Here is a 22616-nt window from a genome sequence, read left to right as displayed (position 1 = left end):
CTAGTCGGCAATCCTGCGAACCAGCGCGACCCAATCGTCCGAACCGCCGGACGGCGGCGTCCCGAGCGAGGCGAAGCGCGAGTTGCGAATGGCGCGGTCGGCGCCCTCTTCCAGCGGGGCTGGACCGCCCGCGATCTCGACCACACTTCCCTTGCGCAACGGACCGCCAGCAACGGCGTCGTACCAGTCGACGCTGTAGCGTCCGCTCTCGCCGAGTAGCGATAGCGCGGCAGGCGTCCCGGCGCGGGTATAGACGATATAGGTCTTGCCGTGATCGGCGAACACATATTCGGTCCTGGTCAGTGTCAGGTCGTCATCAGCCACCATCCCAAAGGCGCGCTCCCCGACATGTTCGTTAAAGAATGCGATGGCGTTCCTGCCGTCGCTGAACTTCAGCGCGCGCGTGCGGTCGTTCTCGCACCCCAGATCGTGGCACTTGTTGGTCCAACCATAGTACATTTCCATCCCCGCTGCCCCCGCGAGCAGCGCATTCCAGATCGAGTGCCGACGGTACGTTTCCCGGGTAGGGGCAATCTCGGGCTGAATCTTGGGAGGCGTTCCCGCCAGCGCATCTTTGGACAGCATCGGCTCCGCGCCGGGCTGGCCGGGCGCGATATCGCCCGGGCTGAACGACAGGACGCCCTTGGTGGGCAGGGTGTCCAGGTCGAACCCCGCGTCGATCGGCGCACCGGGACCCGCCGTGCCCGACTCGTCATAGCCGATCACGACACGGCGCCCTGCCTTGATGGCGGCGTTGGTCCATTTGACGATATCGGGGCGCATGTCGGAGAAATCGATCGTGTTCCCCTGCATCGCCAGGCCGTTCATGGAGGATCCGCTCGCCAGATGGGGCCGGAAGCGCTCCTTCTGGCGCGGATAGGTCGCCATCACGAGCGGATGATCATAGGGATCAAGGGAGTCGATATATTTCGCTTGCTCACGGACAACATCCGGCTCCTGCGTGTTCTCCTCCCCCATGTTCCAGGACACGGCGAGGAAGTGGTTGAAGCGCGCAACCATCTCCCTGATGTAAATCTTCCGCTGGCGGCCCAGCTTGCCGCCGTCCATGAACAGGTTGTTCTCGACCTCCTGCATCTTGAAATGCACCTGGAGACCAAGCTCGTCAGCGTAGGATAGCGCACGCTGCCACTGGGCCAGCTTCACGACGTCGTAGCGGTCGTGTTCCACGCCCTTTGCCCACTGGTCGGCGGGCGAGAGTTTTGCATAGCTGTCCGCAGACACGCGCATGACCTGGGGAATGACGTTCTGATCGTCGCCGCCCACGTTGAACAAGAGCATGCTGACGCTGTTCGCGCCGGCCCCTTGCAGATAAGCGAAGCGGCCCAGCAATCCCTTGCCGCGTCCGCCGCCCCAGGTAAACGACTGCGCCGACGCGGCATAGTCCCTGACATGCGGCTGCCAATCGTGCCGCATCCCTCTGGCATTCGGCGTGCGGTCAAAATCGATATAGGCCAGCATGTTCTCCGGTGAATCCACACCAAACTTGAAGAACGGTTTGCCGGTGCCGGACCAGCGATAATATTGCGCATTCCGATACTGCAACAGCCCGCGCGCGCGGACATCGTTTCTGGGTGTCGCGGACACTTTGAATCTGCCGGTCGCTCCGTCGATCCCGGCCACAGCTTCGCCGGCACCGTCGCTCGCCACGATATCCTTGCCGGTGCGGAAGCTGACGCGATAGGTCCACTCACCGGCTTCCATGGGCACGAAATGCGCGCGCCACAGCTTCCCGCTCGTGCATCCGCGATCCGCTGCGTCTGCGCACGCGGTGAAATAGCCCGGCACCGTATAGTCGCGACCCGATCGGCTGAACGTAACGTCGATCCGGTAATCGGCGAACGGGTTCGGACCCGACGCCTGATCGAGCGCCGGTCCCTCCATGTCGAGCGTCACGGGATCGTAAATCCCCCCCCGCATGCCGTGCGGTGACATTGGCATGTGCCGTCAGCGTTGTGCCAAAGGCCAGGGCGACCAGCGTCAGGCCCCCGAGCGTGCGACCCGACAACAAGTATCCGAGATAATTCATGCCATATCCTCTCGCGCTGTACGATGCGACCTCCCCTCCGGGGAGCGTTACTGTTCCTTCAATCGCGCTGCCAGAAACGCCAGCACATCGGCCTCTGTCGCCGCCTTGGCGGCGGCATTGGCCGCGACCGACTGGCGGGATTCCGCAGGGGTGTCGTAGCTGTGGGTGGCACCTTCGAACATGCGGATCGCGATGTCGTTGCCGGCGGCCTTGCTGCGATCGACCAAGGTCTGGCACAGCTTGGGCGAGACCTTCTCGTCCGCCGTTCCCATGAAGACGCGGATGGGGTTATAGGGTTTGTAGCCGTCCTTCTCGAACCGCTTCTTAAAGGCGCAGCCGGGGTAGATTGCGACGCCCGCCGTGAAGCCGGTCTTGCGCATGTCGCCGGGCTTGTCGTCGGCCATCGCGGCGAGTGTGGCGATCGCGCCGTGGGACCAGCCGAACAGCGCGACGCGGGTTGCGGTGACGTCGGCCCGCGACTGCAAGAATTGGAGCGCGCCATAGGCGTGCTGGGGGCGGAAATCGATCGGGTCGATGGCTGCGGGGCGCTCGATATGGGTGCCGGCAAACCCGGCAGGGAATCCGATCGCGCCGAAATCATCGACCATGAGGGCGGCATAACCGTTGCGTGCCAGCAGCTCGCCCCACGCCCTGTGGCGGCTGGACAGGGTGGAGGCGTCATATTTGCCCTTCGCCATAGACGAGTAAGCGCCCGCACCACCATGCATCATCACCACCGCAGGGAGTTTGGCACGGGCTTTGGCTGGCTTGAACAGATAGCCTTTCACCTGCGTCTTTCCGTCGCGGCTGAGGAAGGTGACGTCCTCAACCTTCACTTGCTGTGCGACGGCGGGGGCCGCGATTGTGACGAGGGCTGTAGCGATCAGGTGGCGCATCGAGTTTCCATTCGTTGCCGTATCCACGCCGCGCCACGCCGATTGCTCAAGATCCGGCGTGCGGGGCAACCTGCCGCCGACACGATGTCCAGCAATGTGTCGGCGGCATGCCTACCTCGCGGACTCAGTATTCCACGCTGAAGCCCAGCGAGACCGTCCGACCATATGGGTTCGAAACATAGCGGTTGATGCCGTGGGTTCGGCCCATTGTGCCGCTGAAGAACGGGGGCGCACTGTCGAACACGTTGTTGACGTTCAGGAAAAGCCTGGCGTCAGCCTTGGCGATTTTCATGCGGTATGCGACGTTCAGATCCAGCCTGGTATCCGCCTCGACCACGTCGCCCCCGCCGATCGGCCGGTTGTTCGAATCAAGGATCAGCGGCGTTACAGCGGCGTTACCCCAGTTCAAATACGAGCCGGTATGAGTGACGAACCCGTCGACCGAGAGACCGCCCAGATCCCAGCCAAGCTGGAACCGCAACCGCGTCTGAATCGAGGGGAAGCCGGAATTGAAGCCAGAAGTGTTGAGTATGTCGAACGCCTCGCCGCCGGTATTCTGGTCAAAGCGGGTATAGTATGTTCCCGTCGCGCCGAACGTGAATTTGCCGATATCCTTGGTTCTGAGCTGATAGTTGAAGCTCGCGTCGATCCCCTGGACGTCCAAGTTGAGCACATTGGCAAAATCGTTGTTATTCATGAAGTAGGTTATGGCCGGCGGCGTCACGTCGATTGAGCCGCCGTTGGCGACATTGCCGAACTCGTTGATCTGGGCCGTCGTGCAACCTGTCGGGCAGATCGTCAGTCGGTCCCGCATCGTGACGGAATAAAGCTGTTGCGTGACTTCAAGTCGATTTACGCCGTCGCGGAACTTGTTGCTCCAGAACGTCACCGATGTCCGAAGGCCGGGGATCTGCGGCGGTGCGAAGTCGACGCCGATCGACCAGCTGTTGCCCGTCTGCGGCTTGGCGCCAGGCCCGATGCCATAGTCGCGGGTCAGGCCCGGATTGACCGAAGTGCCGATCTGGCACACGGTAACCGCAGTCGCACAACCGGGCAGCAGCCTGGCATCCGGATAAATATCAAGCGGAACGAAGAAGGCGCCGGAGTTCAGCACCCCAGCTGCTCTCCGCCGATAGCCGAGCTCCGGAATCCCGATCACAGCCAAAGGCGGCGCGACAAACGCGGTTGCAAAGTTGCCGCGCAGCCTCAGGCCTTCAATCACCTCCCAAGTAGCTGCGATCTTGGGATTGGTGGTGCCGCCGACATCGCTGAATTCGTCATGTCGACCCGAAAGGCTCAGGTCGAGCCGCCGGACGAGCGGTATACCCATGTCTTCAGAGACGAGCGGAACCGCAACTTCGACATAGCCCGACAGGGCATTCCGGTCGAGGTTGAAGCCAACTTCTCCCGACGCATCGACATCCAGGACTAGGGTCGGGACCCATAAACGGGATTCCCTTGGCGGCTGGGATGTGATTCATGCGCTGCGCCAGCAGGAGCGTGGATTTGAGCGAGTTTTGGTTGAGTGAAGCCCAGTTCGAGCGGCTGCGTCCGCTGCTGCCGGACAAGGTGCGCGGTGTGGCGCGGGTCGATGATCGGCGGGTGATCAGCGGCATCATTCATGTGGTGAAGTCGGGCGGGCGCTGGGTCGACGCGCCGGCCTGCTACGGGCCGAGGAAGACGCTCTACAACCGGTTCGTGCGCTGGGCGGCAAAGGGTGTGTGGCAGGAGCTGTTCGTCACGCTCGCGGCAGCAGGCGGGCCGCCCGCCGAGGTCCTGATCGACAGCACGCATATGAAGGCGCACCGCTCCGCGGGCGGTGGAAAAGGGGGGCGCTCGTCCAGGCGATCGGGATCAGCCGGGGCGGCCGCAACAGCAAGCTCCACGCGCTCACCGACGGCGAAGGTCGGCCGCTCCGCTTCCTGCTGACCGGTGGCCAGGTCGCCGACTGCCGCGCAGCCGATGTGTTGCTCGATGATCTCGCGCCGCGCACCATCGTGCTCGCGGACAAGGCTTACGACAGCAATGCGATCCGCGACCTGATCGAGCGGCAGGGTGCCGTTCCGAACATCCCCTCCAAGACGAACCGCCGCTGGAAAAGCTGCTTCTCCAAGACGCTCTACAAGGGCCGCAACGCCGTCGAGCGCATGTTCTGCCGCCTCAAGGATTATCGCCGCATCGCCACCCGCTACGACAAGCTCGCCACCAACTTCCTCAGCGCCATCTACCTCGCCGCAGCCGTCACATGGTGGTTATGAGTCCCGACCCTAGCTGTTCGGCCCAATAATATTCGCCGCCGAAAGCCAGACGCACGTCGCCGGCCGGCAATGCGAACAATTTTCCCTGCGCCTCCAGCTTTGTCTGGCTGAATCTGTTGATGTGCCTGGTGAAGCCCTGGTTGACGTAAAGGCTGTCCAGAACCGCAGCCGAGGTTCTGCCGGCATTGGGCTGCCAGACGTCCAGCGCGTTCGCCGTCGTCAGCGGAATGGCTGGATTAGCGGCATTAACACTTCCGTTTGCGTTCACCGAGCCGTTCAGCGCTCGCCGAACGCAGATGGTGCAGATCGTATCCCTGTCGCGCGAGAAGCCGGTGCTGTCCCCATACGCATTGCTGAGGGTTACGGTCCAGCTATCGGACAATTTGTATTCGGCGTTGCCGTAGAGATACAGCGTTTCGCTCTCCTGGTCCTGCGTTCCATAGTAATTGTCAGGTTTGATCAAGGCAAAGGATACGATTTGTTGTGTCACCGTGGGTTCTCCCGCCGGTGCCATATAGAATGGATTGATCTGGTTGGCGCGAGCGAAGCCGGGTCCAAAGACGGTCACGTTGTTGACCAGCGCGGGACCAAAGTCGTAGATGCTCTCCAACACATTGTAATTCACGGTGGCCGTCATCGACAATCGGTCACCGAACGACTGGTGTAGGCGTATCAGCCCGTTGGTGCGCTCACTGCTGTTAAGCGCACCCGCATAGATCGAATTATTGCAGGGCGCATTGTCCGTAATGAGGTCTGTGGGTGTCGTCGCCGAAGGCGACAGATATGCCCGCGTCGTCCCGGTCGCCGTCGTGCGGATCGTGGCTGGCATACAGTTGAACGTGTTGGTGTTACGGCCGCCGACCGAACGGAAATCGCCCCGGCTCAGGAATTCCCGGTCCTTCGCCGCCAGTGGACTGGCATATACATGTTGAACCGCGACATAGATGCCGCCGGTAGTCCATTTCGTTCCCACGATGCCATTGACGTCGATGCTGTGCCAACTGTCCGCGAGTCTGGCTCTGGCGGATATTTTCGCTCCGCTGTACGTTGGCCGGGTGATGTAGTTCACCACACCAGCGACGGCATCAGAACCATAGATTGACGACGCACCGTCCGCGAGTACCTCGACCCGCTGGATCGCGCTGATGGGGAGAATGTTTGGATCCGATTGGCCATATCGGATGCCGGAACCGGCGACGCGCATACCGTCAATCACAACCAGCGTCGTGTTGCTCGCGCTCCCCGCCAGCTGGTGGATTTGCGGCGAGTAATAGGAAAATACGTTCTCGCCGAGCCCTTCCGAGCCCGCCGTGGTCATTGCCGGCACGGTGTTGATCAGTTCGCTCAGGTTGGTAGCGCCCGCTTTTGCAGCAGTTTCCTGATCGACCGTGACGAGGTTCGATCCAATTGGAGCGACGCCGCGAAGAGCCGAACCAGTGACAACAATTTCCTCTGCAGGCGTCTCGCCCTGCCCGGCTTTCTGTTCAGGCTCGGCGGCTTTCTGTTGAGGCACCGGATTCCCGGGAGCTTCCTGTTCGACCGCGAACGCGGGTGCGATTCCGAGAGACGACGCCGCCAATACAATCGCGATCGTCGGTACCGATCCGTCCAGCCGAATAGCCATGATCCTCTCCTCCCAAATGTCAGTCTTTTCTCTTTCCAGTTCGAACGCACGTGCCGAGCCACACACCCTGACGGTAGGCCCAAAGGAGCTAGCTGTGTCGCGTCACCAACTGGCGTCAGTTAATTCCGATGAGCGGAACAGCATTCTATCTAAGGAAATGCTGTAGCAAACGCATTCCGGCTTTTCAACCCTTCGCTGGCCATTGTCCCGTCGTGCGCCGCATCGTCATCCTCAGAAGCGCTCAACACCGTCCCCGAGTTGTCCTTCCGAAAACGGTCGAACTGATGGGCGGGAAACGATGCCTGATTCAGTTGAGCAACGGCGAGGAGCGCCCAACGGAATGACGAGCTGATCCGCAGAGAACGGATCGCACGAGCAGATTATCGAGACCGGGTGGGGAGGAACGGGTGGAAGCACTATGGCGACGCTGCTGTCGACACCGCCGGCAATAGACGTCTCGCCATAACTTCCGGTTCTAGGCCGGGAAATGAAAGTCGGCTGGCCCCGGCCCAGCCATTCGAGCATGAACCGATCGGCCGATACGGTTCAAAGCTGAAGGGGGCGGGATGAGAAGGTGGAGCATATCGGCCACGCGCGTGCTGCCGTTGCAATTATTGCTGAAGCATTCCGCGATCCTGGCGCTGGCTTTTCTCGCTTCGAGTCCCGTTACCGCGAGCGCGCAAGGAGTCGTTTCTGCCGCCGATCCGCGCGCCGCCGAAGCGGGGGTGGAGATACTGCGTGCGGGAGGCAGCGCTACCGACGCCGCGCTCGCGATGATGCTGGCGCTTACCGTGGTCGAACCGCAATCCAGCGGCATCGGCGGCGGCGGGTTCTTCGTTCACCATGATGCACGCCACGGCCTGATCGATACGATCGACGGGCGCGAGCGCGCGCCATCCGCGGCACGACCGGATCGCTTCTTGAGCACCGACGGCACGCCGCGTCCCTATGACGATGTCTATCCCGGCGGACTGTCGGTCGGCATTCCCGGCAACATCAGGTTGATGGAGGAAGCGCATCGCCGCTGGGGCAAGCTCCCCTGGGCGCGTCTCTTCGAACCGGCGATCCGCCATGCCGAACAGGGTTTCGCGGTGTCCCCGATGATGGCGCGTTTCATCGCGCGCTCGGCACCGCGCTGGAAGGATTTTCCCGAAACCCAGGCGCTTTACGCGCCAAACGGGCACCCGCTCACCGAAGGCGCGACGGTACGCAACCCTGCGCTGGCCGGACTGCTCACCCGGATCGCGCGCGAGGGAGCCGACGCATTCTATCGCGGTCAGAATGCCGACGCGATCATCGCCGCCACCGCCGGGGCAAGGCGCAACCCTGCCCAGATCATCGCTGCCGATATGGCGGGCTACACCGCTACGTCGCGCAATGCGGTATGCATCCGCTATCGGATCTACAAGGTCTGCGGAATGGGCCCGCCCTCGTCCGGGGCGACCACCGTGTTCGGCATATTGGGGATGATCGAACGCTTCGACATCGCGCGTCTCGGCCCGCGCTCACCCGACGCATGGCATGTGATCGCCGAAGCGATGCGCCTGTCCTATGCCGATCGAGGCCGGTATATCGGCGACCCCGATTTCGTGTCGGTCCCGCTGGTCGGCTTGATCGACCCCGACTATCTGGCACGCCGGTCGCGCCTGATCCGCATGGACCGGGCCTTGCCGTCGGTGCGTCATGGAAATCCGCCGGGCGCGGCTCCGAGGGGGGCACCAACACGATCGACCGAAGCCGGGACCACGCATTTCTCGGCTGTGGATGCCCAGGGCAATGTCGTTGCGATGACCTCGACGATCGAGGATATCTGGGGCAGCCAGCTCATGGCGAACGGGATGATGCTCAACAACGAGCTGACCGATTTCAGCTTCGTGCCCGCGCGCGACGGTCTTCCGGTGGCCAACCGGGTCGAGGCGGGCAAGCGCCCATTGTCCTCGATGTCGCCGACCATCGTATATGATGCCAACGATCGTCCGATCCTTGCGCTGGGATCGGCGGGCGGGCCGCGCATCATCATGCATGTGACAAAGACGCTGATCGGCGTGCTCGATTTCGGATTGCCGGTGAGCGAGGCGATTGCACTTCCAAATCTGTTCTTTGATGAGAATACGCTGCTGATGGAACCCTCGGCGGACACCGGCCGCGTGCTCGACGCCCTGCGTGCCAAGGGCCATTCGGCGCGGGAGGCACCGCTCGGGTCCAAGGTCAACGCCGTCGAGCACGCCGGCGGCGCGTGGCGAGGTGCCGCCGATCCGCGCAGCGAGGGTGTCGCATTGGCGCAGTAGGCGCACCGGGTATCAACGGCAGCCTCGCGCCCCAGACACTAGGATGGCGGCACCGTGACGGTCCGGCTGCTCCGCTCGCCGTCGGCAGAGCGGCTACGGAGGTCGACGGGCCCGCTCACCGCCACCGGCCCCTGATAGCGCACCCACCGACCTCCACGCTCGCGATACTCGATGGTCACGCCCGGGAAATCGGCGTTCGCCTCCAGTTTCCCGGCCACGATACGCGCGCCTGGCGGAGCGACGCGATACGCGATACCCATGTCCCCGAGGCGGCCGAATTGTGCCGACACCCGCCCGGCGAAGTCGCGCCAGTCGGCGGCCAGCGCCGCGCGATCCACGCGCGGGTCGTGCCATGCATAGGATTGGCCGGGCCGATAGTGGGGCGTCCAGCGCGCCGGTGCCCAGCCCCGCTCGGCCAGCGCGAGCAGGCGCGGGAACAGCATGTAGTCGACCTGCGCGTCACTGCGCACGGTTTCGCTCCACAGCTGAGCCTGAATACCTGCGATACGGCGTCCCGCTTCGCGCACCGGCTGGTCGTCGATCCGCTGGGGCTGTGCGCTGATATTGGGGATCAGCGCGGCGTTGGCGGGAAGGTTGTCAGGCATGAAGCCGAACACCTGATGACTGTCCACCCCGCGCGACGCCCAGTAATAGCCGCCTTCCTCCGGGTCCGGGGCATAGGGCATGTCGAAATAGCCGAGGTCCGGGATCGATAGCACGACGTCCCAGCCGCGGTTGAGCTGGTCATGCGCCTCACGGATCGCGCCGGTGTGGAGCACGCCCCAGATGTTGGTCAGCACATTGGCAGGCATGCGCGCCGGATCGGTATGACCCATCCCGTCGCTCCACCCGCCGACGCGGATGCCCTTCGCCGCAAGCCCGGTGGCGACCCGCTCGATGAAGCGCGGGGTCAGGTTGCGCGCGTCGCCGCCATTATCCGCGATCATCGCCTTGCACGCGGGCGAGTTGACCCAGGCACCGGCGGTCTCGTCCGCGCCGAGGTGAAAGGTCTTGAGCGGGGCGCCCGCGTCGCCGTGCATCGCCGCCAGCGCATCGACTACCGTATCCACGAAGCGATAGGTCGACGGAATGCACACGTTGAGTGTGTTGTCGGTGTAATGCTGGATGCTGCGATATTTGGTGGTGTCGGCGGGGTCGATCAGCCGATAGGCGTCGGCCTCGGCGCGCTTCCCCTCGGCGATCAGCCGGTCGTGGCGGCGTTCCATCGCGACGATCGCCGCGCGCGAATGGCCCGGCATGTCGATCGATGGGATCACCTCGATCCCCCGCGCCGCCGCTGCCCGGACGATGGCGACATAGTCGGCTGTAGTCAGGTATCCATTGACCCCCGGCTGGCCGTACGGTCCCGCGCCAAGCTGGGGAAGCAGACATCGTTTCTCCTCCAGGTCGTGGCAGCGCACCGACCCGATCTGCGCCAGCTCGGGCAGCGCCGGGATTTCGATCCGCCAGCCTTCGTCCTCGGCAAGGTGCAGATGCAGCTTGTTGAGCTTGTACGCTGCCATCGCCTCGACCAGCTTCAATATCTGGTCGCGTCCATGGAAGTTGCGGCCAAGGTCGAGGTGCAGCCCGCGATGCGGATAGAGCGGTGCGTCCTCGACGGTAAGCGGGCGCATCTTTCGGTGCTCAAATGCCGCCTGCTGGGCAAGCGAGCGCAGGCCGTGGCTGGCCCCTGCCGCATCGGCGGCGGTGATCGCGATGCCGTCAGCGCGGGCGTCGAGCCGATAGGATTCGGGAGCGAGTCCCGCGGTCGGATCGACGCGGACGCGCAGCGGTAACTTCCCGCTCTCGTCGGTGCCGAGCGCGACCAGTGCGGGTGCGATTGCCGCGCGATCGACGCCGGTCAGCGTCACGCGGATGCCCTTGGTCAGATCGACCAGCTCGCCATCATGCTGCGCAGCATGGCTCGGGCGCGGAAGGATCACGATGCCCTTTGCGGAGGGCGCGGCACGCTCCGCGTTTTGCACGAATGCACGCTCCGGAGTCAGCCAGACCGTCTTGTCGCTATCGCTTTTGGTCGTGAGCCGCGCGGCATCGGTCATCGACGCGACGAAACGCAGCGCGGGCAGACCGGTATCGGGGTCGATCGCATCGCGCGTCGCCGCGATCACCCGCGCCTCCCGCGCCTTCGCTACCAGATAGGCATTGGGCATCACCACCGCGCGCGAGAAATGCGACCCGACGCCCCATAGCTTGACGACATGCCGCGCGCCCGGACGCAGCACCGCGCCGGGCTTGAGCGTCAGTTGCTGCACATCGCCATTGATGTTGCGATAGTCGAACAGGTCGCTTTCGATCCGGTCGAGCGGATTGACGAAGCTGAAAAAGAGCGAGAGGTCCAGCCCCGTCCGCAACGATGCAGGCAATTTGTCGGGCAGCGTCAGCGTGATCGTCGCCAGGAAGCAATTGGTCATGCCTTCCGGGCAGGTCGGGCGATTGTCGACCACTTCGAAGCGATAGTCGATTTCAGCGGCGAGGTGATCGAGAGCCTTCTGCGGCGGGGCGACGCCCTGCGCCATGGCCGGCGTCACCGCAATCAGCGCCATCGCCCCCATCCAGCTCAATCCGCGCATCCGCATTGCTCCCTCTCGACGATTTGTATTCAAGTTGTCATATCGTTCGACACAGGTCAATCAGGTCGATTCGGACGGAGAACCGCGATATGTCGTATATGTCGAAGCTGTACGCTGCGCTGCGCAGCCTGATTGGTTTTGCATTAGTCCTATCGGCCTCAACCGCGCATGCCGCACCGAGCAAGCCGGTGATGGTCGGCTATGTCGCGGCGTTCAAGGGCATCGACCTCACCATCGCAAGGACCCGGCTGGAGGATTACACGCATTTCAACCTCGCCTTCGCCAACCCCGACGCCAGCGGCGCGTTCGTCAATGACGGGCAACTGACCTGCATGCCCGCCCCCTTCGGCGCAGCTACCGGCGTCGCCGAGCTGCGGGCCAGGGTGGAACAGCTGCGGAGCAAGGGCGCAAAGGTTCTGGTGTCGATCGGCGGCGGCGTGATCCCGTCCTGTTCGGGCGACTGGAATGCGCTGCTCGCCTCCGACAAGCGCGATGCAACGGTCGCTTCGCTGGTCGCGCTGTCCGACACGCTGGGCCTCGACGGGGTTGATGTCGATCTGGAGGGCGAATTGCTCACCGCGATCGACCGGGCGGGGAACTATACCCCGTTCATCGCCGCGCTGTCGCGGGCGATGCAGGCGCGTGGCAAGCTGCTGACCTGTGCCACCGCATCCTATGAAGGGGGCATGATCCCGATCGACTCGATCCGCTATTTCGATCTGGTCAACGTCATGTCCTATGACGCGATCGGGCCAAGCTGGGGACCTGCGGGCGCCGAACATGCGACGCTGGCAATGGCGGAACGCGACCTCAAGCTGTGGCGCGAGCGAGGCGTCGCGCGCGATCGACTGGTGCTGGGCGTGCCGTTCTACGGCTATGGCTTCAACGGTCACGCGGCCAATTGGTCCTATCGCGACCTCGTGTCTGCCTTCCCCCAAGCCGCCACCGGCGACACGGTAGGCAAGGCGTGCGCCGGCTGCCGCTACATCACCCATAATAGCCCGGCGACGATCGAGGCGAAGGCGCGGCTCGCCCAGCGCATCGCCGCCGGGGTGATGGTGTGGGAACTGTCGCAGGACAGCCCAGACCATGCGCTGACCCGTGCGGCGCTTCGGGGCCTTTCCGCAGCGGAAACGCGCGCCAGCAATTGACGCGAGCATACCAATGCAACACATGTGGGTGCGGCGCGGATGCGCCCGACCGCAGGTGGAGCAACGTCCTTGTCGCTGATCGAAATTGTGGGGCCGCTCCACAAGGAAGACCCCACCCCCCTCTACCTCCAGCTGCAAAAAGTCCTGCGCGACGCGATCGACGGGCATGTGGTCAAGGCGGATGAGGCGATCCCGACCGAACGCGACCTGGCCGAGGAATTCGACGTGTCGCGCATCACGGTGCGCAAGGCGATCGACGGACTGGTCAGCGACGGGCTGGTCGCGCGGCGGCGCGGCGCGGGCACCTTTGTCACGCGGCCGCGCGTCGAGAAAAAGCTTCTCCAAGCTCACCTCCTTCTCGCAGGACATGATCTCACGCGGGCGTCGTCCGTACAGCGAGTGGGTGAGCAAGACAGCCGGCACGGTGACGCCTGAAGAAGCGCTGTCGCTCGGCCTGTCGCCGGGTTCGCTGGTCTATCGTTTCCACCGCATCCGCTATGCCGACGACACGTCGATGGCGCTCGAATATGCGACGATCCCCGCCTATTGTCTGCCCTCGGTCGAGGTGGTCGGGGATTCGCTCTACGCCGCGCTGGAGGCGCACGATCATCTGCCCGTGCGCGCCTTGCAGCGGTTGCGCGCGATCGCGTTCACGCCCGAGCAGGCCGAGGTGCTGGGAATCGAACCGGGCGCGCCGGGGCTGTTCATCGAGCGCCGCGGCTTTCCTGTCGGACGGGCGGACGGCTGAATATACGCAGAGCTATTATCGCGGCGACGCCTATGACGTGGTCGCTGAACTCAACAGCAATTAGAGGCTGGCGAGAAAGGCGGTGTGCGGGGGCAGCTCGGCAAGCTGCTCGGCGACCCGCCCGCGTAACGTCGCGAGCCGCCGGGCCAGCTCGTCGGCGGGCAAGCCATCGGCGATCGGGTGCCAGCTTGTCGGCCGCACCCCCTGCCCGGTCAGCACGCAATACCAGTTGGTCGGGCCGAATAGGTCGCCGGGTTCGAACAAAATGTTGCCGGTCGCACGGAATACGTCGATCCGCTCGGCAAGGCTGTCCGGGATCGGCGCAGCCGCGACATCGCGCCAGAAGTCCGTGTCGCCGCGCCCCGCCAGCGCATAATGCGCGATCACGAAGTCGCGGATCCGCTCGACCTCGTTGATCGTCTCGCGGTTGAAGCGCGCGGCGATGCCGGGGTCGAACCCATCGCGCGGCAGCAGCGCCAGCAGCCGGATGATCGCGGTCTGGATCAGATGGATCGAGGTCGATTCGAGCGGTTCGAGAAACCCGCCCGCCAGCCCGATCGCGACGCAGTTGCGGTTCCAGATCACCCGCCGATGCCCCGCAGCAAAACGCAGCCGGTTGGGCTCGGCCAGCGCCGCGCCGGGCAGCCGTTCGGTCAGCTTCGCGACCGCGTCTTCATGCCCCAGATGCGCGCTCGAATAGACATAGCCATTGCCGTCGCGGTGCTGGAGCGGGATGCGCCATTGCCACCCCGCCTCACGAGCGGTCGAGCGGGTGAACGGGGGCGGATCGCCCTGTCGCTGCGACGGCATCGCCACCGCACTGTCGCAGGGCAGCCAGTGGCGCCAGTCGACATAGCCGCTGTGCAGCGCTCCCTCGATCAGCACCCCGCGAAAGCCCGAGCAATCGACGAACAGATCGCCCTCGACCGTGCGCCCATCGTCGAGTTGCAGCGAGTCGATGAACCCATCCTCCGGATCGAGCTGCACCTCGGCCACCTTGCCCTCGACCCGCACCACCCCGGCCGTCTCGGCATGGGTGCGCAGGAAGCGGGCATAGCCGGCGGCGTCGAAATGCACCGCGTGATGCACCGGGCCGTGCCGCGCCCCGGGCGCGAACCGCCCGGCGCGCGCGGCGAGCGTCTCGAGACTATAGGGCGCGTGATCGGGGTCCCCGCCCGCCGCCAGATGCCGCAGCCAATAATGGTGGAAATGGATCCCGCCCATTTCGACGCCGAGATAGCCGAACGGGTGGAAATAGCGCGCGTCGGTCCCGCCCCAGCCGTCGAACTGGATGCCCAGCTTGATCGTGCCATTGGTGGCGCGGAGAAACTCCGCCGGATCGATCCGCAGATAGCGATTGAACTCGTGGATCGGCGGCACGGTCGCCTCGCCGACGCCGACCGTCCCGATCGCCTCGGATTCGATCAGCGTGATCGCATGATGCTGTCCCGCCAACGCGCGGGCGAGCGCGGCGGCGGTCATCCAGCCGGCGCTGCCCCCGCCCAGAATGACGATGCGGCGTACCGGTCGGGTCCGCGCGCTCATGCTGCACCACTCCTGAGTTGGGCCAGCGCCTGCGCATGTGTCGGCATTGCGCGCACCTCGTTGGCGATGGCGCGCAACTGGCGCTGGAATTCGGCCATCAACTGCTGCTCGTCGACGGTCAGTGCCTGCGGGTCCGGGCTGCGCGGGACGATGCCGTGCCCCGCCATGCACAAGGCCCAGCCATCCTCGACATGCGCCTCATGGTCGCCATGCGCGAACATGCCGCGCGCGGCGAACAGGTCGCGCTTTGCCTTCAGCGCCGCGGAAATCGGGGCCGCGCGGGCGGCGTCCCAATAAGGTCCGGCGCGGTGGGCGAGGTGGAAATGCTGCGCAGCAAAATCGTCGATCCGCGCGCGCGTCCCCACCAGCTCGGTCGTATAGAGCGCAGCCTCGGGCATCGCGTCGCGGTCGACCGGCCACAGCAGGATCAGCTGTGCGATGGCGAGCTGGAGTTCGAGCAGGCCGGATGCGGCAAAGGTCGCGGATTCGCCATCGGGCTCGGCGATCGTCACGACCTTGCCGGTCCAGCCGGGTACACGCCGAGCCGCAACAGGAATCGGCGCACCGACATCGACAACGCCCCCCGCTGCCTCCGCGATCACCATCCGCGCGTTGGTTTCGGCCATGTTTGCGCTGTCATAGTGGCAAGCCACCGCCACCCGGTCGCCGAGCGGGGTCAGCATCGTCCACCCCGCCGCATGCGCGACAGCGCGGGTGTGGAGCGGGACGGGATCGGACTTGGCTGCCGAACCGAGGATCATTCGGTCGCAGCGCGCCGGACTCGCCGCCGCTTCGGACCAGCTACCATCGGCATCCACCAGAAGGTCGGCATCGGGCGGCGACTCCTGCGCCGGTGCGACCCGCACTCCGGCGGCGAGGCAGGCGTCGCGAAGCAGCGCGGCATAGCCGGCGGCGTCGAGGTGCCAGCCATGCTTGACCGCCTGTCGCGTCGCCGGGTCGCGCGGCTGGCCGATCCGGCCATGCTTCGCGGCGACGGCGGCGAGGCAGAATTCCTCCAGCGGCACCGCCAGTCCGGCATGGCGCGCGCGGGTCCAGTGCTGAACGAATGGCCGCCCGGCAAAGGGCGTGCCCGCATCGCCCCATGCGTGGAGGAAGTCCGCGCCCTCGTTCCACCCGGCATAGAGCTGGCCGAGGCTGAGCGTACCGGCGGCGCGGTCGATCAGCGCGGCGTCACCCAGGCCCAGCAATCGGTGAAAGGTGACGAGGTCCGGCGGCGCGGCGAGCGCGGCGTGCGGCGGTGGAAGCGCGCCGGTGTCCTGCCAGGTCACCTCGACACCAAGCCGCCCGAAGGCGCGCGCAATCGCCAGCGCCGCCATAGGCGCTGCAACCCCGCCGCCGCGCACCGCCACGGTCTGCACTGGATTCATAACGGCGCCGCCGGACAATAGCGCGCGACGAAATCGGCGTGCGACGGCGCGTCGGCGATCCCCTGTGCCACCGATGCGGCAAAACCGTCGAGCCGTTGCTTGAGGACCTCCGCAGGCATCGCATCGGCGAGCCGGTCGCCCGATCGCGGCACGATCCCCTGCCCCACGAACACCGCCTGCCAGCTGGTCGGGCCGAACAAGCCGTCGCGATAGGCAGGGACATGAGCGCGATGGCGGAATGCCTCGATCCGGCCGTTCAATGAATCCGGCAGCTCCATCGTCGTAACCGCCTGCCACAGCGGCGCATCGGCCTCGTTCGCGGCATAGTGGAGGATCAGGAAATCGCGGATGCGGTCATATTCGACATCCATCACGCGGTTGAACTCGGCGGGCAGCGCCGGGTCGATTTCGGGGCTGTCAGGCAGCAAGGTCAGCAGGTGCATGATCGCCATTTGGACCAGATAGATGCTGGTCGATTCGAGCGGCTCGAGGAACCCGCCCGCCAGACCCATGGCGATGCAATTATGATCCCATGCCCGCTTTCGCTTGCCCGCCTTGAACCGCAGCACGCGCGGATCGGCGAGCGCTGCGCCGTCGAGATTGGCGAGCAATGTCGCCGCCGCCTCGTCGTCCGAGATATGCGAACTGGCATAGACATAGCCATTGCCGGTCCGGTGCTGGAGGGGATGCGCCATTGCCAGCCCGCCGGGCGGCGGGTCGAGCGGGTGTAGGGGGTGAAGTCGTCCGACCGCGCCGACGGCACCGCCACCGCGCTGTCGCACGGCAGCCAGTGCGACCAGTCCTCCAGATCGACGCCGAGCGTCTGGCCGAGCAACAGCGAGCGGAAGCCCGAGCAATCGACGAAAAGGTCGCCGGTGACCTGCGCTTCCGACGCGAGCGTCACGCCAGAGATGCGTCCGTCTTCGCCGTCGCGCTCGACCGTGACGATCCGCCCCTCGACCCGCTCGATCCCGCGTTCCTCGGCCCAGCGGCGCAGGAAGCGGGCGTAGAGAAAGGCGTCGAGATGATAGGCGTAGGAATATGCGTTGCGGACATCGCCCGGTTTGCCGTCGGGCAGCGCGAAGCGGTTGGCCCAGGCCAGCGCGATGGCAATGCAATAATCGGGCAGCGGCGCGGCTTGCCCCGCCGCGTTCGCGCGCGCCCAATAGCTGAAGAAATCCGCCTCCCCGATCGGCCGGCCGAAGGTCCCGAACGGGTGGATATAGCGGTCGCCCTTGCGTCCCCAGTCGACGAACTCGATGCCCAGCTTGAAGCTCGCCTGGGTCGCGGCCATGAACGCCACTTCATCCAGCCCGAGATAGTCGTTGAAATCCTTCATCTGCGGCAGCGTGGCTTCGCCGACGCCGACGGTGCCGATCTCTTCGGATTCGATCAGGCGGACGCGCACGCGCACCGGATCGAGCTTGGCCGCACAGGCCGCCGCGCACATCCAGCCGGCGGTCCCGCCGCCGACAATCACCAGGTCGAACCGTTCACCCATCACTGAAGCTTAGCGCTGCGCGACTGCGGCACCAGTCCCGTTGGAGACCGGTGCCGCGCGCCGCATCAGAAGGTCAGCCGCAGGCCGACCTGGAAGCGCCGGTCGTTCTTGAACCAGGATGCCGCCTTGAGCAGCCCGGTCGAGTCGACCTGTTGGTAGAGCACCGTGTCTGTCCCGAGCAGGTTCGACCCTTCGATCACGAACTCCATCTCCTTGGTCGCCCGCACGCGGAGCGACGCATCGAGATAACCGGTCGGACCCTGCCAGATCGGCAATCCGACGCAGCAGTCGATCGCAGTGACGAGATATTTGGAGCGCCAGTTATACGCGACGCGCGCCGACACCTTCCCCTTTTCGTACATGCCGACCAGGTTGAAGCTGTGCTCCGACACGCCTTCGAGCGCGTTGGCCTTCACCGTCGAGCTCTCGTAGGAGATGCCGCCGCCGGCGGTGCCGGCACCGGTCTCGTTGGTCAGATTGACCGTCTCGATCCCGTCATTCTTGACATAGGTGTAGTTGGCCTGGACCCCCAACCCGTCGAACGGCCCCGGAAGGAAGTCGAAGAAGGTCTGGAACGACGCTTCGGCTCCGTAAATGCTGGCACCCTCACCATTGACAGGACGGTTCAGCCGAACCTGTTCGGTAACTCCGTTATTGGCGATGGTCAGGTTGAACTGGCCGGCCTGGATATAGTCGTAGAATTGCTTGTAGAAGCCGGTGAACGTCAGCGATCCGGCGCGTGCGAAATAATATTCGAGCGTCAGGTCGACCTGGTCCGCAGTAATCGGCTTCAGCCCGGGATTGCCCGAGGTGCCGGTATATTGCCAATCATAGGCGATCGGATTGCCAGCCGCGTCGCGCGTGACATTGGGGTCGGTCCGATCCGACAGGTTGGGCGACAGGCGGTTGACGTTCAGGAAGTTGCGCAACAGGCCGATATCGGGTCGCGACATCGCGCGCGAATAGGCAAAGCGCGACACCAGCTTGTCGGTCAGGTCGAACTTGATGTTGAAGCTGGGCAGCGCGTGGAAATGATTGACCCGCGTCGTGTCGGCAACCGTAGCGCCATTGTTGAACGCGATTTCGGCCGGCGTAATGACGCAACCAGCGGTAGCGGTCGGATTGCCCGCACCATCGACGCCGCGCACGCAAGTGAGGTCCGTCGCGTTGAACGGATTCGCGAAGGTGGTCGCGCCGACCGTCGCGTCTTCCGTCCACACCAGCCGGACGCCGATATTGCCCGAAATCTTGACACTGCCGATCGCCAGACCATCGCCGCCGAACTTGGCCATCGCATAGGCAGCAGCGGTGCGCTCACTCACACGATGGATTTCGCTCGGCAGATAGCAGCCATAGTCGCCGGTGACCGTCTCACCCGCGCGATAGCCTGCACCCGAGCAGACCGGATAATATTCGCCGACGCCCAGCGCCGGGCGACCCAGCGTGCTGGCCAGCGTCTCGCGATCGACCAGCCGGTCCATGTTGTAGAACACGAACGAATGCTGGTTGGTCTGATTGCCGGCGAAGAAATCCTGCCCGAAGGTGTGGATCGCATTGCTGCCACCTGGATAGACCGGTCGGTTGATGTTGAAATAGGGGGCCTGGCTATAGGTCCAGGTATTCGCGATATTGGCCCAGTTGTACGCGCCCCAGCGCACCGTCTGATCGCGGTCGGCATAGCGCGCGCCGACCTTGATCGCGTCGAGCCAGCTCGAGTCCACCGCATATTCGGCGTCCAGCCGCAATGCGATCTCCTCGCCCTCGCTGTCCTCGGTGTGATCGGTGATCGCGTAATAGTGATAGTTGCTGGCGTTGGTGAACCCACCGGGCGACAGGTTGATGTTGTCGGCGGTTCCCGACGAGAATTGCAGCCGCGGATAGTCGCCACTCAGGTCAACAAAGGTGTTGGCATAGGTGCGCGCGAGCACCGATGCGTTATAGTTGCTGACGCTGGCGTCGACATATTGCCCGTCCAGAGTCACGCGCAGCCGGTCGGTCACGTCCCAGCGGAAGTTGAGGCCGAAATCCTGCGTAATCTGCTTGTTGCTCAGCGCGTTGGCGGCGGTATCCACCTGCGGCGCGCGGCGCGCATTGGTGCAGCCTTCCCAAGCGTAGCAGCGATTGTAGAATGCCTGCCCGGCTTCGTTCACGCCCAGGCCCAGATTGTCGTTGCCTTCGCCGACATAGGGACGCGGCGCGGACCACCAGCCCGACAGGAAGTCGCCATCTGAATCGAAGGCAAAGGGCGCGGTACCCTGCAAGGGCGCAACCTGGCTGTTGTCCGTGTACCTGTAGTCGCTCGGGCGACCGTAGAGGTCCGGGTTGAAGGCGCTGGAGAAGATCGAATGTTCGCGCCAGCTATTGTCGTACTGGGACCGGTTGTACTGGCCGGTGACCTGCATCGTCTCGTCGAGCGACTTCCACTGAAAGGCCGCTGCAACGCCGTATCGCTTGCGGTCATATTCGTTGTCGCGGAGGAAGATTCCGCTCGGGATATATTGCAGGCCCGGGCCGAAGACATTGTCGAAAATGCCGATACGCTCGAACTGGATGCCCTGGCTGCCGGTGATCGCGTGCGAATAGGCGCCGTTGACCATCAGGCCGACCTCGCCGATGCCGGTCATCCAGCGGTTCGAATAGATGCCCGAAATATCCGCCGTCGGCTCCTCGGCGATGTCGCCATAGCTGCCCTTGACCGACAGCGAGATAAGCTGCCCCGGACTGTCGAACGGTACACGGGTGCGCAGATTTACGGTGCCGGCGATGCCGCCCTCGATCAGGTCGGCGGTCTGGTTCTTGTAGGTGTCGATCCCGCCGAGCAGTTCGGGCGAAATGTCCTGCCAGCTGAGTCCGCGCGAGCTGTTCGCGCTGAACACGTCGCGGCCGTTGAATTCGGAGCGGACCTGGCTGAGGCCGCGGACGATGACGCCCGACGGCTCGGCCGAGAAGTGCGAGGTATCGTCGGTACCGGCAAAGCGGATGACGGTGATGCCCGGCACGCGCTGCAGTGCCTCGGCAACCGATTTGTCGGGGAAGGAACCGATATCTTCGGCGGTGATCAAATCGATCACCGTGTCGGCGTACCGCTTCCGGTTCTGCGCCGATTCCATGTTGTCGCGAATACCGGTGATGACGACCGTCTCGGCATCATCCGGTTCGGCAGCATCCTGCGCCAGCGCCGGCGCACTTATGGCGCTGGCCATTGCGGCGATGCAAACCCCCTGCAGCAAGCGACGCCCTCGCGCAGCCGCGACTGTCCGTTCGATCATGTCCCCGTCTCCCCATTTTCCCGGCCTCCGCTCGCTCCCTACGAACTTTAATGAGACCAATTACGCCATTGGGCTATTACCAATAGACTACAAATCCAAGATGCTGTCTATTGCAAATTTGCGACGACGCAGGAATTGTTCGTGCGGGGGGCAGGTCTTGAGACAGGGAGGGGACGCGATGCGCCTGATTTCACTGGATGTGTTGCGCGGGCTGACCGTCGCAGGGATGATCCTGGTCAATTCGGCCGCAGCGATGAAATGGGGCGCGGACGCCAATGTCGCGGAAATCCTGCTGCACAAGAGTTGGGATGGCCTGACCCTCGCCGACCTCGTCTTTCCCGGATTCCTGACGATGGTGGGGATCGCCATCCCCTTTTCGTTGCGCGATTCCGCGGAGGGGCAACAGGGCAAGGCGCTGGCACGCGCGGGGCGGCTGATCCTGCTCGGGTTGATCCTGTCCAACCTCTATTGGGCGGCCGACTTCGCCGCGCGCGAGTTTCGCGTGCTCGGCGTGCTCCAGCGGATCGGGCTGGTCTATGGTGCCTGCGCGTTGCTCTATCTCGCGTGCGGACCGCGCGTGCGAATGGCACTGATCGCGGTCATCCTGATCGGATACTGGCCGCTCACCCTGCTTCCGGCACTCGACGGATTGCCCAACGATCTTTGGGCGCGCGGCCATAATTTCGTCGCCTCGCTCGACCGCGTCGTGCTCGGTACCCACCTCTATGTCCAGGGCCCGGAAGGCTATGATCCCGAAGGAATTCTGGGAACGCTTCCGGCCATCGCACAGGGCCTGATCGGGGTCGCACTGGGCGAGATGCTGCGCGATCGCAGCAGTGGGCGCACCAGTGCGCTCGCCATTACGGGCGGCGCGATGGTCGCGGCTGGAGCGGCGTGGAGCCTTGCCTTTCCGATCGTCAAGGACATTTGGTCGAGCAGCTTCGTGCTGGTCACCGCCGGCATCACCACGCTGGCGCTCGCTGCGCTCCACCCACTGCTCGATCGCGAGGGGCGCGCGCCCGGATTTGCCGCCACCGCAATGATCGCATTCGGCACCAACGCGATCGCCGCCTATACGCTACACCAACTGACCGCGAGCGTGGTGACTTGGGATCTGCTGCTCATCCCGTTCCACGCGAGCCGCGCAACGCTGGGCGATCCGGTCGCATCGCTGATTCCGGTGGCAATCTACATGGTCCTGATCTGGGCTGCGATGGAGTGGCTGCGGCGCAAGAACTGGATCGTCAAGATTTGAACGAGGAATACCTCTTGATGAGACCAATATAACAACTATAGTACCAGACGTCGGC

At 64.4% G+C, this 22616-nt stretch carries 12 protein-coding genes and 2 pseudogenes; 5 read left to right on the top strand and 9 right to left on the bottom strand.

Annotated elements, in window-relative coordinates:
* The 3 genes from LRS12_RS11135 to LRS12_RS11125 form a co-directional block, all read right to left on the bottom strand.
* Window positions 1–1938, bottom strand: a complete 1938-nt coding sequence (locus LRS12_RS11135) for a DUF5060 domain-containing protein (protein ID WP_257844634.1) — start codon at window positions 1936–1938, stop codon at window positions 1–3.
* 156 nt (window positions 1939–2094) lie between these two features.
* Window positions 2095–2943 (bottom strand): dienelactone hydrolase family protein, encoded by an 849-nt coding sequence (locus tag LRS12_RS11130; protein WP_257844633.1) that lies wholly within the window; start codon window positions 2941–2943, stop codon window positions 2095–2097.
* Between the two features lie 124 nt (window positions 2944–3067).
* Window positions 3068–4273, bottom strand: a complete 1206-nt coding sequence (locus tag LRS12_RS11125) for a TonB-dependent receptor domain-containing protein (protein ID WP_374580819.1) — start codon at window positions 4271–4273, stop codon at window positions 3068–3070.
* A gap of 149 nt (window positions 4274–4422) precedes the next feature.
* Here LRS12_RS11125 and LRS12_RS11120 point away from each other — a divergent pair.
* A protein-coding gene (locus LRS12_RS11120) for an IS5 family transposase (RefSeq protein WP_374580061.1) occupies window positions 4423–5201 on the top strand; the annotation gives its coding sequence in 2 pieces (ribosomal slippage) (window positions 4423–4780 and window positions 4780–5201; 780 coding nt in all).
* On the opposite strand, the gene LRS12_RS11115 is transcribed toward LRS12_RS11120, so the two are convergent.
* Window positions 5185–6825: a TonB-dependent siderophore receptor gene (locus tag LRS12_RS11115; protein WP_257844632.1), complete on the bottom strand. Its 1641-nt coding sequence runs from the start codon at window positions 6823–6825 to the stop codon at window positions 5185–5187. The two genes, LRS12_RS11120 and LRS12_RS11115, sit on opposite strands and share 17 nt — an antisense overlap.
* Window positions 6826–7391: 566 nt before the next feature.
* Here LRS12_RS11115 and ggt point away from each other — a divergent pair.
* Complete coding sequence (gene ggt / locus LRS12_RS11110) at window positions 7392–9113, top strand: gamma-glutamyltransferase (protein ID WP_257844631.1); 1722 nt, start codon at window positions 7392–7394, stop codon at window positions 9111–9113.
* 38 nt (window positions 9114–9151) lie between these two features.
* Here ggt and LRS12_RS11105 read toward each other — a convergent pair whose 3' ends face one another.
* A complete protein-coding gene (locus tag LRS12_RS11105) occupies window positions 9152–11704 on the bottom strand; it encodes a family 20 glycosylhydrolase (protein WP_257844630.1) in 2553 nt (850 codons plus the stop codon).
* Between the two features lie 89 nt (window positions 11705–11793).
* On the opposite strand from LRS12_RS11105, the gene LRS12_RS11100 reads away from it, so the two are divergent.
* A complete protein-coding gene (locus LRS12_RS11100) occupies window positions 11794–12855 on the top strand; it encodes a glycosyl hydrolase family 18 protein (RefSeq protein ID WP_257844629.1) in 1062 nt (353 codons plus the stop codon).
* Window positions 12856–12894: 39 nt separating this feature from the next.
* Window positions 12895–13667 (top strand): annotated as a pseudogene (locus LRS12_RS11095) (GntR family transcriptional regulator).
* Here LRS12_RS11095 and LRS12_RS11090 read toward each other — a convergent pair.
* The 4 genes and pseudogenes from LRS12_RS11090 to LRS12_RS11075 form a co-directional block, all read right to left on the bottom strand.
* The gene (locus LRS12_RS11090) at window positions 13664–15148 is read right to left on the bottom strand and encodes a tryptophan halogenase family protein (protein ID WP_257844628.1); all 1485 of its coding nucleotides are present in this window, start codon (window positions 15146–15148) and stop codon (window positions 13664–13666) included. The pseudogene LRS12_RS11095 and the gene LRS12_RS11090 sit on opposite strands and share 4 nt — an antisense overlap.
* Window positions 15145–16536 (bottom strand): tryptophan 7-halogenase, encoded by a 1392-nt coding sequence (locus LRS12_RS11085; RefSeq protein ID WP_257844627.1) that lies wholly within the window; start codon window positions 16534–16536, stop codon window positions 15145–15147. Before LRS12_RS11085 ends, LRS12_RS11090 begins: the two co-directional genes overlap by 4 nt.
* Window positions 16533–17986, bottom strand: a pseudogene (locus LRS12_RS11080) (tryptophan halogenase family protein). Before LRS12_RS11080 ends, LRS12_RS11085 begins: the two are co-directional and overlap by 4 nt.
* 116 nt (window positions 17987–18102) lie before the next feature.
* A complete protein-coding gene (locus tag LRS12_RS11075; RefSeq protein WP_257844626.1) occupies window positions 18103–21267 on the bottom strand; it encodes a TonB-dependent receptor in 3165 nt (1054 codons plus the stop codon).
* 217 nt (window positions 21268–21484) lie between these two features.
* Between LRS12_RS11075 and LRS12_RS11070 the strand changes: the two genes are divergently transcribed.
* Window positions 21485–22561: an acyltransferase family protein gene (locus LRS12_RS11070; protein WP_257844625.1), complete on the top strand. Its 1077-nt coding sequence runs from the start codon at window positions 21485–21487 to the stop codon at window positions 22559–22561.
* The last annotated feature ends 55 nt before the right edge of the window (window positions 22562–22616 follow it).

The sequence above is a fragment of the Sphingomonas sp. J344 genome (genome assembly GCF_024700005.1).
Classification (GTDB): domain Bacteria; phylum Pseudomonadota; class Alphaproteobacteria; order Sphingomonadales; family Sphingomonadaceae; genus Sphingomonas.
The sequence above is the reverse complement of the archived record's forward strand: the minus strand, read 5'-3'. Positions and strand labels throughout refer to the sequence as shown.

Excerpts from the sequence above, each read along its gene's own strand:
- LRS12_RS11070 (WP_257844625.1), top strand. The coding sequence starts at position 21,485 with ATGCGCCTGATTTCACTGGATGTGTTGCGCGGGCTGACCGTCGCAGGG.
- ggt (WP_257844631.1), top strand. The coding sequence starts at position 7,392 with ATGAGAAGGTGGAGCATATCGGCCACGCGCGTGCTGCCGTTGCAATTA.
- LRS12_RS11090 (WP_257844628.1), bottom strand. The coding sequence starts at position 15,148 with ATGAGCGCGCGGACCCGACCGGTACGCCGCATCGTCATTCTGGGCGGG.
- LRS12_RS11085 (WP_257844627.1), bottom strand. The coding sequence starts at position 16,536 with ATGAATCCAGTGCAGACCGTGGCGGTGCGCGGCGGCGGGGTTGCAGCG.
- LRS12_RS11135 (WP_257844634.1), bottom strand. The coding sequence starts at position 1,938 with ATGCGGGGGGGGATTTACGATCCCGTGACGCTCGACATGGAGGGACCG.
- LRS12_RS11130 (WP_257844633.1), bottom strand. The coding sequence starts at position 2,943 with ATGCGCCACCTGATCGCTACAGCCCTCGTCACAATCGCGGCCCCCGCC.
- LRS12_RS11115 (WP_257844632.1), bottom strand. The coding sequence starts at position 6,825 with ATGGCTATTCGGCTGGACGGATCGGTACCGACGATCGCGATTGTATTG.
- LRS12_RS11100 (WP_257844629.1), top strand. The coding sequence starts at position 11,794 with ATGTCGTATATGTCGAAGCTGTACGCTGCGCTGCGCAGCCTGATTGGT.
- LRS12_RS11105 (WP_257844630.1), bottom strand. The coding sequence starts at position 11,704 with ATGCGCGGATTGAGCTGGATGGGGGCGATGGCGCTGATTGCGGTGACG.
- LRS12_RS11125 (WP_374580819.1), bottom strand. The coding sequence starts at position 4,273 with ATGGGTATACCGCTCGTCCGGCGGCTCGACCTGAGCCTTTCGGGTCGA.